General features: G+C 70.2%; 14 protein-coding genes. 5 read left to right on the forward strand and 9 right to left on the reverse strand.

Annotation, left to right across the window (positions count from 1 at the left end):
- Positions 1-77: 77 nt before the first annotated feature.
- On the forward strand, positions 78-992 hold the full coding sequence (locus ACFY9V_RS08140; protein ID WP_355349950.1) for a TerD family protein: 915 nt from the start codon (positions 78-80) through the stop codon (positions 990-992).
- Between the two features lie 27 nt (positions 993-1,019).
- On the opposite strand, the gene ACFY9V_RS08145 is transcribed toward ACFY9V_RS08140, so the two are convergent.
- The 6 genes from ACFY9V_RS08145 to ACFY9V_RS08170 form a co-directional block, all read right to left on the reverse strand.
- Complete coding sequence (locus tag ACFY9V_RS08145; protein WP_355349947.1) at positions 1,020-1,751, reverse strand: Tellurium resistance; 732 nt, start codon at positions 1,749-1,751, stop codon at positions 1,020-1,022.
- A 70-nt stretch (positions 1,752-1,821) separates the two neighbouring features.
- Entirely contained in the window at positions 1,822-3,015 is a 1,194-nt protein-coding gene (locus ACFY9V_RS08150; RefSeq protein WP_391160179.1) for a DUF475 domain-containing protein, read from the reverse strand.
- A gap of 55 nt (positions 3,016-3,070) precedes the next feature.
- Positions 3,071-3,646, reverse strand: coding sequence for a TerD family protein (locus ACFY9V_RS08155; protein WP_355349942.1), 576 nt, complete (start codon positions 3,644-3,646; stop codon positions 3,071-3,073).
- Positions 3,647-3,757: 111 nt separating this feature from the next.
- Positions 3,758-4,333 (reverse strand): TerD family protein, encoded by a 576-nt coding sequence (locus tag ACFY9V_RS08160; protein ID WP_188285108.1) that lies wholly within the window; start codon positions 4,331-4,333, stop codon positions 3,758-3,760.
- A 108-nt stretch (positions 4,334-4,441) separates the two neighbouring features.
- Positions 4,442-4,924: a redoxin domain-containing protein gene (locus ACFY9V_RS08165; RefSeq protein WP_391047347.1), complete on the reverse strand. Its 483-nt coding sequence runs from the start codon at positions 4,922-4,924 to the stop codon at positions 4,442-4,444.
- 199 nt (positions 4,925-5,123) lie between these two features.
- Positions 5,124-5,564 carry a DUF3052 domain-containing protein gene (locus ACFY9V_RS08170; protein WP_188285110.1) on the reverse strand — a complete coding sequence of 147 codons (441 nt, stop codon included), beginning with the start codon at positions 5,562-5,564 and terminating at the stop codon, positions 5,124-5,126.
- 411 nt (positions 5,565-5,975) lie between these two features.
- Here ACFY9V_RS08170 and aceE point away from each other — a divergent pair, with 411 nt between their 5' ends.
- Positions 5,976-8,723, forward strand: a complete 2,748-nt coding sequence (gene aceE / locus ACFY9V_RS08175; RefSeq protein WP_391160182.1) for a pyruvate dehydrogenase (acetyl-transferring), homodimeric type — start codon at positions 5,976-5,978, stop codon at positions 8,721-8,723.
- 109 nt (positions 8,724-8,832) lie between these two features.
- On the opposite strand, the gene ACFY9V_RS08180 is transcribed toward aceE, so the two are convergent.
- On the reverse strand, positions 8,833-9,099 hold the full coding sequence (locus ACFY9V_RS08180) for a small hydrophobic protein (protein WP_355344825.1): 267 nt from the start codon (positions 9,097-9,099) through the stop codon (positions 8,833-8,835).
- 404 nt (positions 9,100-9,503) lie between these two features.
- On the opposite strand from ACFY9V_RS08180, the gene ACFY9V_RS08185 reads away from it, so the two are divergent.
- From ACFY9V_RS08185 to ACFY9V_RS08195, 3 genes are all read left to right on the forward strand, one after another.
- Positions 9,504-10,670, forward strand: a complete 1,167-nt coding sequence (locus ACFY9V_RS08185) for an alpha/beta hydrolase (protein ID WP_355344870.1) — start codon at positions 9,504-9,506, stop codon at positions 10,668-10,670.
- Positions 10,671-10,747: 77 nt separating this feature from the next.
- Positions 10,748-11,101, forward strand: coding sequence for an MmcQ/YjbR family DNA-binding protein (locus ACFY9V_RS08190; RefSeq protein ID WP_355344822.1), 354 nt, complete (start codon positions 10,748-10,750; stop codon positions 11,099-11,101).
- 38 nt (positions 11,102-11,139) lie between these two features.
- Positions 11,140-11,892: a DUF4429 domain-containing protein gene (locus ACFY9V_RS08195; protein WP_391047353.1), complete on the forward strand. Its 753-nt coding sequence runs from the start codon at positions 11,140-11,142 to the stop codon at positions 11,890-11,892.
- Between the two features lie 61 nt (positions 11,893-11,953).
- Here the strand turns inward: ACFY9V_RS08195 and ACFY9V_RS08200 are convergent, their stop codons facing one another.
- Together ACFY9V_RS08200 and ACFY9V_RS08205 are read right to left on the reverse strand one after the other, a co-directional pair.
- A complete protein-coding gene (locus tag ACFY9V_RS08200; protein WP_391160185.1) occupies positions 11,954-12,976 on the reverse strand; it encodes an aldo/keto reductase in 1,023 nt (340 codons plus the stop codon).
- Entirely contained in the window at positions 12,976-13,485 is a 510-nt protein-coding gene (locus ACFY9V_RS08205) for a MerR family transcriptional regulator (protein WP_391160187.1), read from the reverse strand. Before ACFY9V_RS08205 ends, ACFY9V_RS08200 begins: the two co-directional genes overlap by 1 nt.
- Between the last annotated feature and the right edge of the window lie 24 nt (positions 13,486-13,509).

Raw genomic sequence — 13,509 nt, forward strand, 5'->3', positions numbered from 1 at the left:
AAAAACAGGTAACCGCGGCGGGTCCACCGCGTGACCGTCCCGCCCGGCGTTGTGGCGCACGCCACGGGGAGGGCAGGATGACCGGTATGACGCACGTGATGGTGAAGGGCTCGAACACCCCACTGGACGCCCCCGGAATCCGGGCGGTACTGCGCTGGACCCCGGCGTCCGGTTCCCCCGATGTTGACGCCTCCGTGCTGCTGCTCGGTTCCAACGGCAAGGTCCGTTCCGACGCCGACTTCGTCTTCTACAACGAACCGCGCCACCCCTCGGGGCTCGCCCGTCACCTGCCCAAGAAACGCGTCTCCGGCAGCCTGACCGACACCGTCGAGGTCGACCTGGCCGCCCTCGGCTCCGACGTGGACCGCGTCGTGATCGTCGCCTCCTGCGACGGCGGCCCCTTCGCGCAGGTCCAGGACCTGTGCGTGCTCCTCTACGACACCACGGGGCCGCAGCACGCGCCCGTCATCACCTTCGAGGTGCGCCCCGACACCGGCTACGAGACCGCCCTGAACTGCGGCGAGATCTACCGCAAGGACGGCGGCTGGAAATTCCGCGCCCTGGGCCAGGGGTACGACACCGGTCTGGTCGGCGTGGCCACCGAATTCGGCATCGCGGTGGACGACGTCGAGGGCGGCGACTCCGACCGTACCGCCGTACCGGCCACGACCGCGCCGCCCACCGTCTCCCCGGCGGCGCCGCCCACGGCCGGGCCGGTGTCCCAGCAGACCGCGCCGTACGCCCAGGAGCCGGAGCCCGCGCCCACCAGTGCGTACGGATACCCGCTCCAGGCGCCCTCGCCCGGCCACGTGCCCGCACAGCCCGCCTACGGCTACCCGCAGCCCGTGGCGGCCACCACGGCCCCCGCGGTCCACCAACAGCCGCAGCAGGGCTACCCGGCGTACGGCTACCCGCAGCCGGTGGCCGCCGCCGCCAACGACGGCGGCTTCCAACTGCCGCCGCAGGGACCCCAGTTCCAGTCGGGCAGCTGACCCGCGCGGACAGCGCGCCGGACGCGGTCAGACCTTGGACTTGTAGCCGCGGCCCCACTGGAGGCCCCAGCCGTAGAGCCGGTCGATCTCGGCCTGGAAGCCGTAGACGTACCTGACCTCGCGGCGCACGACCAGCTCGCCCTTGCGGTTCTCGATCAGCACGACGGCGCACGAACGGGCCTGCGGCTCCCGCTCGTTGAGCGGGATCTCGATGCGCGGGCCCGAGGTCGGGAAGATCTCGACCTTCGCGTGCGTGCGGTCGAAGGCGGGCGTGCCGTCGTAGATGTAGACGAAGACCAGCAGCCGCCGGAATTCGTCCCGCTTGTCGAAGTTGATGTACAGCGTCTCGCCCGAGGTGCCGCCGAACCGGTCGTCGCCGCTCATCTGGATGTACGGCGGCGCGTCCAGGTCGCCCAGCAGATTGCCGAGCGGCTGGACAACTCCCTTGCTCCCGTCGGCCAGTTCGTACATGCAGGCCAGGTCGAGGTCGACATTGACCATGGCGGGTCCGGCCGCCTGCACCACGCGCGGTTTGAAGACGTCGAGCTGGCGGCGGAAGAACCCGCCGTTGGAGGTGGCCCAGCCACCGGTGTCGGATGTCCGCATCGACCACGAGAGGTTGACCCGGAGGTTGCCGACGGCCGCTCCCTGCTTGGACAGCGACACCATCGGGTGCCGCTTGGTGAGTTCCACGGTGTGCGCGTTCGCGACGTCGAACTGCTGCCCGCCGCTCGGCCGCAGAAAACTCCACCAGGCCATCTGCCCTCGCCCTCCCCTGACATGAGGCTGCCCCCGCCGGACGGCGGGGGCAGCGCTGGCGCGACCGGGGTCAGACCCCGCTCGCGACTTCCGCCTTGTCGTCGTCCTTGTCACCGTCCGGTTGCCCGGAGTCTTCCCCGAGTCGGCGGTTGCGTACCACCGAGGACCAGTACGAAGCGGCGATCAGCACCACGCCGACCAGACCGGTGATGACCTCGCTGACGTCGTACTTGATCGTGACGAGCAGGATGACGGCCAGCGCGCCGATCGCGTAGTGCGCGCCGTGCTCCAGGTAGACGTAGTCGTCCAGGGTGCCCTTGCGGACCAGGAAGACGGTCAGCGACCTGATGTACATCGCGCCGATGCCGAGACCCAGCGCGATCTCGAAGATGTCGTTGCTGACCGCGAAGGCGCCGACGACACCGTCGAAGGAGAAGGACGCGTCGATGACTTCGAGGTAGAGGAACATGAAGAACGCGGCCTTGCCCGCCAGGCCCACGACCTGTCCGGTGCTGACGCCGTTGCCGTTCTTCGCCGCGACGGGCTCCGCTCCGCCCGCTTCCGCGCCGTCCTCGTCGTCCGCGCCGTCCTCGTCGTCGTCCTCCAGCCGCTCCTCGAAGAAGCTGGAGACACCGCCGACGATGAGATACGTGAGCAGGCCGCCGACGCCCGCCAGCAGCACCGTCTCACCCTTGTCGATGGTGCCGTGACCGCCGTGCAGCGGGACGCCGGTGGCGACGGTGGTGGCGGCGACGAGCAGCGCGACCAGCGCGACCACGACGGAGAGCATGTCCAGTTTGCCGACCTTGGCCAGCGGCTTCTCCAGCCAGCCCAGCCAGGTGATCTCCCGCTCCTCGAAGATGAAGTCGAGGAAGATCATCAGCAGGAACATGCCACCGAAGGCGGCGATCGCCGGGTGCGCGCCGGTGACCAGCGCCTCGTAGCGGTCGTGGTCGTTGATCGCGACCCTGACCGCTTCCCACGGACTGAGCTTGGCCGTGATGGCGACGATGATGATCGGGAAGACGAGCCTCATGCCGAAGACGGCGATCAGCACGCCGATGGTGAGGAACATCTTCTGCCAGAAGGCATTCATCTTGCGGAGGATGCCCGCGTTGATCACCGCGTTGTCGAACGAGAGTGAGATCTCGAGGACCGACAGGATCGCGACAATGGCCAGGCCCTTCCAGCCCCAGAGGACGCCGGCCAGGGCGAGGCCGGCGGCAGTGATGCCGAACGACCAGCCGAATGTTCTGAGGAGCACGAGCTACCTACCTATTTCCCTGATGATCACGAGGACCCCCGCGAGGTACGCGGCTTTACGAAACGTTGACCCCGAAGTCTAGGGCGATGCCGCGCAGTCCGGAGGCGTACCCCTGACCTACCGCACGGAACTTCCACTCGCCGCTGTAGCGGTAGAGCTCGCCGAAGATCATCGCGGTCTCGGTCGAGGCGTCCTCGGTCAGGTCGTAACGGGCCAGTTCGGCGCCGTCCGCCTGGTTGAGCACCCGGATGTACGCGTTGCTGACCTGGCCGAAGGTCTGGGAACGGGCGTCGGCGTCGTAGATCGAGACCGGGAAGACGATCTTGTCGACGCGCTCGGGGACGAGGCTCAGGTCCACCAGGATCGTCTCGTCGTCACCGCCGGTGCCGCCGACCAGTTCGTCGCCGGTGTGCTCGACGGAACCCTCCGGGCTCTTGAGATTGTTGTAGAAGACGAAGAACTCGTCTCCCAGGACCCGGCCGTTGCCGCAGAGCAGCGCGCTGGCGTCCAGGTCGAAGTCGGCTCCGGTGGTCGAGCGGGAACTCCAGCCGAGACCGATCTGCACCTTGGTGAGATTCGGCGCGGCCTTGGAGAGGGAGACATTGCCTCCCTTGGCGAGCGTGACGCCCATCGTGTTTCGTTCCTCCCCGTCGCAGGGTGTGCTGGGTGGGTGCTGGGTGGGCCCTGGGTCCTGGGTCCGCCAGGGACGGGCGGCGCCCGGTGGCCGGGCGCCGCACCGCGATCAGACGTTGACGCCGAAGTCCTGGGCGATGCCGCGCAGTCCCGAGGCGTAGCCCTGGCCGATGGCGCGGAACTTCCACTCCGCGCCGTGCCGGTACAGCTCGCCGAAGACCATGGCGGTCTCGGTCGAGGCGTCCTCGGTCAGGTCGTAGCGGGCCAGCTCGCGCTGGTCCGCCGCGTTGAGCACCCGGATGTAGGCGTTGCGCACCTGGCCGAAGCTCTGCTGGCGGCTCTCGGCCTCGTAGATGGAGACGGGGAAGACGATCTTCGCGACATCGGCCGGGACACCGGCCAGATTCACGTTGATGACCTCGTCGTCGCCCTCGCCCTCACCGGTGAGGTTGTCACCGGTGTGCACCACGGAGCCGTCGGGGCTGGTGAGGTTGTTGAAGAAGACGAAGTGCGCGTCGGAGAGCACCTTGCCCTGGTCGCTGGTGAGCAGCGCGCTCGCGTCGAGGTCGAAGTCGTTGCCGGTGGTGGTGCGGGCGTCCCAGCCCAGACCGACGACGACGGCCGTGAGATTCGGCGCCTCCTTGGTCAGCGAGACGTTGCCACCCTTGCTGAGGCTGACTCCCACGAGTCCTCCCAAATCGGTTCGTGCGTGCTGTGTGCGTGGCGTACGCGTGCACAGATCCTGCGCTGGTGCCGGATCAACGTGCCGAGCTTAGTGACGGGTTCCCGAGGTCTACAGCGATTCGAGCGCCTTTGCGTAGTCGTGAAGATCGCGGGCGTCCGGCAGCCCGTTGACGACGGTCCAGCGCACGGTGCCCTCCTTGTCGATGACGAAGGTGCCGCGCAGGGCGCAGCCCTTGTCCTCGGCGAAGACGCCGTAGGCGCGGGAGACCGCGCCGTGCGGCCAGAAGTCGGACAGCAGCGGGTAGTCCAGGCCCTCCTGGTCGGCGAAGACCCGCAGCGAGTGCATCGAGTCGCAGGAGACGGCGAGCAGTTGCACGTCCGCGTTCTGGAACGCGGGCAGCTCGTCGCGCAGCGCGCACAGCTCGCCGGTGCACACGCCGGTGAAGGCGAAGGGGTAGAAGAGCAGCACGACGTTCTTCCGGCCGCGGAAGTCGGCCAGGCGCACGGTACGGCCGTGCTGGTCGGGCAGGGCGAAGTCGGGTGCCGGGGCGCCGACCGCGGGGATCTCGTGGGCTGCGCTGATCTCGCTCATCGCGCGGGCGTCCCTTCTCGGGGAGGCGCGGGACCCGGCGCGGCCGTCGCGACCGCCGCAGGGCCGCGACACAGGGTGGGCCAAGCGCGCGGTTCCCCGCTCCCCCGAGGGGGCGCGGGGAACCGCGCGGCCAGCGTGTGACGGGCGGCGGACGGCCGCGGGGCGCAACCCCTGCGGCGGGCCGCCGGTGCCGGGAAAGCTACCGCTTCCCCGCGCGGGCCGTCTTGGGTGTCACGAGACGGCTGCCGGTCCAGTCCTTGGCGGCGTTGACGCTGCTGGTCTGGGCGAGGCCCGCGGTCTGCGCGGCCTCTCCGATCTCGCTGGGCTCGACGTGGCCGTCACGCCCGGTCTTCGGGGTCATGAGCCAGATCGGGGCGCCGGGGTCGACCGTCGACGTGGCGTCGACGAGTGCGTCGGTGAGGTCGCCGTCGTCCTCGCGGAACCACAGCAGGACGGCGTCGGGCACGTCGTCGTACTCCTCATCGGCGAGCTCCTCGCCCGTGAGCTCCTCGATACCCTCTCGAAGCTCCTGGTCGCAATCCTCGTCGTACCCGAGCTCCTGGACCACCTGTCCGGGCTCGAAACCAAGCCGGCTCGCCGGGTTGGTCCGCTCCTCCGCGTGGTCCGCGGTCGCGCTCACGCTTTGCCTCCTGTCATGGGGAAAATCTGCCCGCGCCTGTGCGGGTTATTGGCGGTAGTCCACACGGGCTGGGCGGATCGCGCAAGTACCCGGCGTACGAGACCGTCGAAACGGTGACGATTCGACCGTGTCACCGCAACCCGCACACTCAATGGTGACGCACATCACGGCGGTTTGCCGGTGTTGTGCGTGATTGGAGCCGCGAGTCGGTCGTACGAGCGACTGGGCGTAGAGTTCAGGTTTGGCCTCCCTCAACCTCAGGCCGGGAGGCTCCCGGCCGACCACCGGCCCTGGGGCCGCGCGGCTCATGAGCTGCGGTTACCGCTCGGTAGAGATGACGTATCGAACGACGCGGTACACGATGGAGGCGGCGCGACCCAGCAGAGCTCCACCTAGCAGCGAAGGAACAGCGTGGCTTCCGGATCCGATCGCAACCCGATCATCATTGGCGGCCTTCCCAGCCAGGTCCCGGATTTCGATCCCGAGGAGACGGCGGAATGGCTCGACTCGCTCGATGCGGCCATCGACGAGCGCGGCCGTGAGCGGGCCCGCTATCTGATGCTCCGCCTCATCGAGCGCGCGCGCGAGAAGCGCGTCGCGGTGCCCGAGATGCGCAGCACCGACTACGTGAACACCATCGCCACCAAGGACGAGCCGTTCTTCCCGGGCAACGAGGAGATCGAGCGCAAGATCCTCAACGCCACCCGGTGGAACGCGGCGGTCATGGTCTCCCGCGCCCAGCGTCCCGGGATCGGAGTCGGCGGCCACATCGCCACCTTCGCCTCCTCCGCCTCGCTCTACGACGTGGGCTTCAACCACTTCTTCCGCGGCAAGGACGACGGCCTCGGCGGCGACCAGATCTTCTTCCAGGGCCACGCCTCCCCCGGCATCTACGCCCGCGCCTTCCTGCTCGACCGGTTGAGCGAGGCGCAGCTCGACGCCTTCCGCCAGGAGAAGTCGAAGGCGCCGAACGGCCTTTCCAGCTACCCGCACCCGCGGCTGATGCCGGACTTCTGGGAGTTCCCGACCGTCTCGATGGGCCTCGGCCCGCTGGGCGCGATCTACCAGGCCCGGATGAACCGCTACATGGAGGCGCGCGGCATCGCCGACACCTCCACGTCGCACGTGTGGGCGTTCCTCGGCGACGGCGAGATGGACGAGCCGGAGTCGCTCGGCCAGCTCTCGATCGCCGCCCGCGAGGGCCTGGACAACCTGACCTTCGTCGTCAACTGCAACCTCCAGCGCCTCGACGGCCCGGTGCGCGGCAACGGCAAGATCATCCAGGAGCTGGAGTCGCAGTTCCGCGGCGCCGGCTGGAACGTCATCAAGCTGATCTGGGACCGCTCCTGGGACCCGCTGCTGGCCCAGGACCGCGACGGTCTGCTGGTCAACAAGATGAACACCACCCCGGACGGCCAGTTCCAGACGTACGCGACCGAGACCGGTTCGTACATCCGTGAGCACTTCTTCGGCGACGACCAGCGGCTGCGCAAGATGGTCGAAGGCATGTCCGACGAGCAGATCCTGCACCTCGGGCGCGGCGGCCACGACCACCGCAAGGTCTTCGCGGCCTACACGGCGGCCAAGGAGCACAAGGGCCAGCCGACGGTGATCCTCGCGCAGACCATCAAGGGCTGGACGCTGGGTCCGAACTTCGAGGGCCGCAACGCGACGCACCAGATGAAGAAGCTGACGGTCGACGACCTCAAGCGCTTCCGCGACCGGCTGCACCTGCCGATCACCGACCAGCGGCTCGACGAGGGCTACCCGCCGTACTACCACCCCGGCCGGAACTCCGAAGAGATCCAGTACATGCACGACCACCGCAAGGCGTGCGGCGGTTACGTGCCCACGCGCGTGGTGCGGGCCAAGCCGCTGCCGCTGCCGCCGGAGAAGACGTACGCGACCGCGAAGAAGGGCTCGGGCCAGCAGTCGATCGCCACCACCATGGCGTTCGTCCGCGTCCTGAAGGACCTGATGCGGGACAAGGAGATCGGCAAGCGCTTCGTGCTGATCGCCCCCGACGAGTACCGCACCTTCGGCATGGACGCGTTCTTCCCGAGCGCGAAGATCTACAACCCGATGGGTCAGCAGTACGAGTCGGTCGACCGCGAGCTGCTGCTGGCGTACAAGGAGTCGCCGACCGGGCAGATGCTGCACGACGGCATCTCCGAGGCGGGCTGTACGGCGTCGCTGATCGCGGCGGGCTCGGCGTACGCCACGCACGGCGAGCCGCTGATCCCGGTCTACGTCTTCTACTCGATGTTCGGGTTCCAGCGCACCGGCGACCAGTTCTGGCAGATGGCCGACCAGCTCTCGCGCGGCTTCGTGCTGGGCGCGACCGCGGGCCGCACCACGCTGACCGGTGAGGGCCTCCAGCACGCGGACGGCCACTCGCAGCTCCTGGCCTCCACCAACCCCGGCTGCGTCGCGTACGACCCCGCCTTCGGCTACGAGATCGCGCACATCGTGCAGGACGGTCTGCGCCGGATGTACGGCGAGACTGCGGACGGCAAGCCGGGCGAGGACGTCTTCTACTACCTCACCGTCTACAACGAGCCGATCCAGCACCCGGCCGAGCCCGCGGACGTCGACGTGGACGGCATCCTCAAGGGCATCTACCGCTTCAAGACCGGCGAGGCCGGTACGATCCCCGCGCAGATCATGGCGTCGGGTGTCGCGGTGCCGTGGGCGGTCGAGGCGCAGCGCATCCTCGCCGAGGACTGGAACGTACGGGCCGACGTATGGTCCGCGACGTCCTGGAACGAGCTGCGGCGCGAGGCCGTCGCGATCGAGGAGCACAATCTGCTGCACCCGGAGGAGGAGCAGCGCGTGCCGTACGTGACGCGCAAGCTGTCCGGGGCCGAGGGGCCGTTCGTGGCCGTCTCGGACTGGATGCGGGCGGTGCCCGACCAGATCTCGCGCTGGGTGCCCGGCACGTACTCCTCGCTGGGCGCGGACGGCTTCGGCTTCGCGGACACCCGTGGCGCGGCCCGTCGCTTCTTCCACATCGACGCGCAGTCGGTGGTCCTGGCGGTCCTCACCGAGCTGGCCCGCGACGGCAAGGTCGACCGGTCCGTGCTGAAGCAGGCCGTCGACCGCTACCAGCTCCTGGACGTGGCCTCGGCCGACCCGGGCGCGGCGGGCGGCGACGCGTAGTTCGGCTCTCGGGTTCGCCTCGGGCTCCGCACGACAACGGCCTCCGGGCCGAGAGGGCTCTCCCTCTCGGCCCGGAGGCCGTTCGTACGCCCGCGCGGCGCGGGCGGGGCTACTGGGCCACGTAGAGCAGCGCGATGAGTGTGTCGAGCGCGCCGAGGAACAGCGCGATCAGGGCCAGCAGGGGTTTGCGGCCGCTCCAGCGGCGGCCCATCGCGAGCCAGCCGCAGACGACCGCCACGGGGCCGAACACGATGCCCAGGACGAAGAAGCCCACGACCGCGCTGATGACTCCGATGATGCCGAGCCTGCCGCCGGTGCGCTCCACTTCGACTCGGGTGCCGCGGGAGCGTTCGGTCGTGGCGAAACGTCGAGCCATGGTTCCCTCCTCGGGGTCCCGTCCTCGGGTCCTGCCGGTTCGATTGCCCGCTGCGGGCACCGCTATGCCGCGCGGAGGCCGCCTACCGGCCGCGTATCGCCTTGTGAGTGCCTTCCGGCGGGCGCCGGGAACCGGGGGTGCGTCCGACTGGCGGCAGCCGCGTAACCTCCGGTCAGATCATTCCGTTTCCAAACGTGATCTGACTCACCCTTGACCCGGCCACCCGTCCGGGTCTTCTACGCTGGACCGCGGAGCCGCGCCCAGGGACGCCGTTGTCCGCACGTACTGCCCCACAGCACCTGACGCCCCACCTCCCGCCCCCCATATCCCCGCCGCCCGGTTGAACCCGGGACGAATCCGCGAGGCATCTGCGAGTGAGCCTTCTCGAAGCGCGACTGAGCCCCATGTCGATCCGCGCCCTGCTGGCCCTGTCGGTCGTCTTCATCATGCTGGCGACCACCGGCTGGACGGCGCTGCGCCCCGGCGGGGCCGGCGACCCGCGGGCCGCCGCCCTGTCGTCCTGGCGGCACGGCACCATCGCCTCGCACAAGCTGCCGGACCCCGACAGCGGCGCCCGGACGATCGCGCGCTTCTTCGCGTCGCTCACCGGCGGCCAGCGGCTCGCGCTCACCGAGCGGTACCCGCTGATCGTCGGCAATCTCAACGGCGCGCCGCTCACCTTGCGCTACCGGGCCAACCACGCGGCCATCGAGCAGGCCCGCACCGCGGAGACCGCGCGCTCGCACAGCGACCAGTTCACCGTGGCGGGCCGGATCGACGCGGCGCGGCGGGCCGCGCGCTACACCTCGCTGCTCAGCGGCCACCGGCAGATCCTCTCCTTCGACCCGACGGGCTCCGGCCGGGTCGCGGAGGTCTTCGGCGACCTGAAGGCCGCCAAGCGGGTCTCCGTCGTCGTCCCCGGCGTCGACACCAACCTGCTCACGTTCGAGCGCGCCACCAAGTCGTACGCGGCCCCGGTCGGCATGGCGACGGCGCTGTACGACGCGGAGCGCGCCGCCGACCCCGGCGTGCGGACGGCCGTGATCGCGTGGGCGGACTACACCACGCCGACGGGGCTCGGCCTGGACGCCTCGACGGGCAACATGGCCGAGCGCGGCGCCACCCGATTGAACGCGCTGCTCAGCGCCTTGCCGCAGCACGCCGAGGTGTCGCTCTTCTGCCACTCCTACGGCTCGGTGCTGTGCGGGGTGGCCGCCCCCGACCTGCCGGGCCGCTCGGTCTCCGACATCACGGTCTTCGGCAGTCCCGGCATGCGCGTGCAGCGCGCCTCGCAGCTCCACACGTCGGCGCACGTGTGGGCGGCGCGGGACAGCTCCGACTGGATCAGCGATGTGCCGCACCTGGAGATCGCCGGGCTCGGCCACGGCGCCGACCCGGTCAACGACTCCTTCGGCGCCCGGGTGATCAGCGCCGCCGGAGCCAGCGGGCACCCCGGCTACTTCGCGCCCGGCACCACCAGCCTGGCCAACTTCACGCAGATCGCCCTGGGCAACTACGCGGCGGTCGCCTGCCAGGACGCGGACGAGGGCTGCACCTCGGGGCTCGCCTGAGGGCCGGGCCGGGCCTCGCACCGTCCGGTGGCGGGCTGCGGGGGCGGGCTGTCACAGGGCCGCCCTACGCTGGCCGCATGGCCACCTTCGAGGAGTTCGCGGACAGCGCCCTGGCGCTGCCGCGGGCGCACCGGCAGATCACCTGGGGCAGCGAGCACACCTTCCGGGTCGGCGAGAAGATCTTCGCCATGGGCAACCCCGACGGCGCCCATGTGTCGCTGAAGGCGTCCAAGGAGGATCAGACCGAGCTGATCGCCGCCGACCCCGGCACCTTCTCGCCCGCCCCCTACGTCGGCCGCTTCGGCTGGGTGCGCGCCGCCCTGGACTCCGTCGACCCGGACGAGCTCGCGGAACTCCTCACCGAGGCCTGGCGCCGCACGGCTCCGCGCCGCCTGGTCAAGGAGTTCGACGAGGCCGCGGGACGCGCGTAGTTCCTGACGGGGTACCGCCAAGCGGGAGGCCGCTTACGATGGCCCGTATGGGTGATGTGCTGGCCGGAAACAACGCTGAATGGGAGTTCGAACCAGAAGCGGTGGTGATCCGGTACAGCAGAGGCGTACGGGGCGTGAGGTTTCTCCAGGCCCTCGGGGAACGCCGGATTCCGCATGAGGCGCTGGACGGGATCGAACTGCTGGACGGGCGGCGCGGCACCGTCGTCCTGCGGGCGCTGCCCAGGCCCGGCGCCGATCCGGTGATCGAGGCGGCCGGCGGCCAGCTCAAGGAGAGCGCGGACCCGTACCGTCTGGTGCTGCCCGCGCAGTCGCGGACGCTCGCGGAGTACTACCGGGACGAGCTGCGCCCCCTGCTCGGCCCCCAGGTGCGGCACAGCCTCGACGACGGCCCGGCGGAACGTTTCCTCGTGGCCCCACCTGCGGCGCCGCGCTCCTTCAAGGCGTACGACGCGAAGGCGCTGTTCGACGGCCGCACCGTCAGTTTCCGCTGGTTCTGGACGGGCGCGTCGTCCGCGAAGTGGAAAGCGGGCGACCAGAGCTTCCCGGTGGAACAGCTCAGCGGCCTCGACTGGCGCTCGCCCGAACTCCTCCACGGCCATCTGCGGCTGCTGCGCCGCGACGCCGACCGGCAGGAGCAGCCCGGCGAGGCCGACCAGGACCCGGCCGCCGTCGTCTTCGGCCTCGGCTACGGACCCGTGCACGAGTCGCTGCCCTTCGCCGCGGCGGTGCTCGCCGCGATCAAGTCCGCCCGCGTACGGCCGCAGCCGTAGGGCGCGGTCGTACGCGGGCGGGTGGCGCCGTGTAGCGCCGTGTGTGGCTGAATCCGTACGGCTACTCGCGCGCCGCCGACGTACTGCTCATGTCCGGGTAGCGGTCGCCCGCCACCTGCGCGGCGATCGGTTCGAGCAGCTCCAGCTCGGCCGGGGTGAGCGTGATCCGGGTGGCCGCGGTGTTCTCCAGCACGCGGGCGGACTTGCGGGTGCCCGGGATCGGCACCACCGGCAGGCCGTGCACGGCGGCGCGCTGCTGCACCCAGGCCAGCGCGATCTGGCCGAGGGTCGCGCCGTGCGCCTCGGCGACGGCGCGGACCGGGGCCAGCAGGTCCGCGTTGCGCCGGGCGTTCTCGCCGGTGAAGCGCGGCTGGCTCTGCCGGAAGTCGCCGCTGCCCAGCTCGGTGGCCGCGTCGGTGAACGAACCGGTCAGGAAGCCGCGGCCGAGCGGCGAGTACGGCACGAAGGCGATGCCCAGTTCGGCCGCCGCGCCGACCGCGGACTGCTCCACGTCCCGGCTGAACAGCGACCACTCCGACTGGATCGCGCTGATCGGGTGCACCGCGTGCGCCTCGCGCAGTTCCGCGCCGGTCACCTCGGACAGCCCCAGCCAGCGGACCTTGCCCTCCGTGACCAGCTCGCCCATCGCGCCGACCGACTCGCTCAGCGGGACCGCCGGGTCGCGCCGGTGCATGTAGTACAGGTCGATGACGTCCGTGCCGAGGCGGCGCAGGCTGCCCTCGACGGCCTGCCGGATGTACGGCGGGTCGTTGCGGATCGCCCGGTACGAGGAGTCGTCGCGCTTGCGCTCGTTGGCGAACTTCGTCGCCAGGACGATCTCGTCGCGGTGCGCCTTGACGAAGGGGGCCAGGAACTCCTCGTTGTCGCCGATCCCGTACATGTCGGCGGTGTCGTAGAGGGTGACGCCGACGCCCAGCGCCGTCTCCAGCGTCTCGCGGGCCGCGGCCTCGTCGGTGTCGCCGTAGAACTCGCTCATGCCCATGCAGCCCAGCCCCTGGACACCGACCGCGGGTCCTTCGGTGCCGAGGGTCGTGGTGGCGATACGTGAGGTGTCGTCGCTCATCAGGCACCTGTCCTTTCCTGCACTTCGGGGTGCCGCACGGCGGGGGTCCGCGGCGCGGGGTCCTGCACGGTGGAGCACGCGTACGTGCTGATCTTGAAGTCGAGGACCGTCAGGGTGTCCTGGAGCTCGGCGATCCGCTGGAGCACGTCCAGCCGGGTGGACTCCAGCAGCGCCTGCCGGTCGGGGAACGTGTGGTCGCCGCTGCGCACCAGCTCGGCGTACCGGACCATGTCGGCGACCGGCATCCCGGTCAGCCGCAGCTTGCCGACGAAGGCCAGCCAGTCCAGATCACGGTTGGTGAACCGGCGCTGGCCGGTGTGCGAGCGGTCCACGTGCGGCATCAGGCCGATCCGCTCGTACCAGCGCAGGGTGTGCGCGCTGAGGCCGGTGAAGGCGGCCACCTCGCTGATCGTGTACTGGTCCTGGCCGTCGGGCCGCAGGTGCCCGTCGTCATCCGCGCAGCTCGTCGTATTACTCGGTTTGCTCTTCGCCACCTGCACGACCGTCATACCCTCCACGCTAAGACCTTGGAG

Origin of the sequence: Streptomyces sp. NPDC008317 (assembly GCF_042955955.1) — a bacterium.
Lineage (GTDB): Bacteria > Actinomycetota > Actinomycetes > Streptomycetales > Streptomycetaceae > Actinacidiphila.

Bases quoted from the DNA above. Each gene is read 5' to 3' on its own strand.
- ACFY9V_RS08140 (WP_355349950.1), top strand. From the start codon at position 78: ATGACCGGTATGACGCACGTGATGGTGAAGGGCTCGAACACCCCACTG.
- ACFY9V_RS08145 (WP_355349947.1), bottom strand. From the start codon at position 1,751: ATGGCCTGGTGGAGTTTTCTGCGGCCGAGCGGCGGGCAGCAGTTCGAC.
- ACFY9V_RS08155 (WP_355349942.1), bottom strand. From the start codon at position 3,646: ATGGGCGTCACGCTCGCCAAGGGAGGCAATGTCTCCCTCTCCAAGGCC.
- ACFY9V_RS08165 (WP_391047347.1), bottom strand. From the start codon at position 4,924: ATGAGCGAGATCAGCGCAGCCCACGAGATCCCCGCGGTCGGCGCCCCG.
- ACFY9V_RS08180 (WP_355344825.1), bottom strand. From the start codon at position 9,099: ATGGCTCGACGTTTCGCCACGACCGAACGCTCCCGCGGCACCCGAGTC.
- ACFY9V_RS08185 (WP_355344870.1), top strand. From the start codon at position 9,504: ATGTCGATCCGCGCCCTGCTGGCCCTGTCGGTCGTCTTCATCATGCTG.
- ACFY9V_RS08190 (WP_355344822.1), top strand. From the start codon at position 10,748: ATGGCCACCTTCGAGGAGTTCGCGGACAGCGCCCTGGCGCTGCCGCGG.
- ACFY9V_RS08195 (WP_391047353.1), top strand. From the start codon at position 11,140: ATGGCCCGTATGGGTGATGTGCTGGCCGGAAACAACGCTGAATGGGAG.
- ACFY9V_RS08200 (WP_391160185.1), bottom strand. From the start codon at position 12,976: ATGAGCGACGACACCTCACGTATCGCCACCACGACCCTCGGCACCGAA.
- ACFY9V_RS08205 (WP_391160187.1), bottom strand. From the start codon at position 13,485: ATGACGGTCGTGCAGGTGGCGAAGAGCAAACCGAGTAATACGACGAGC.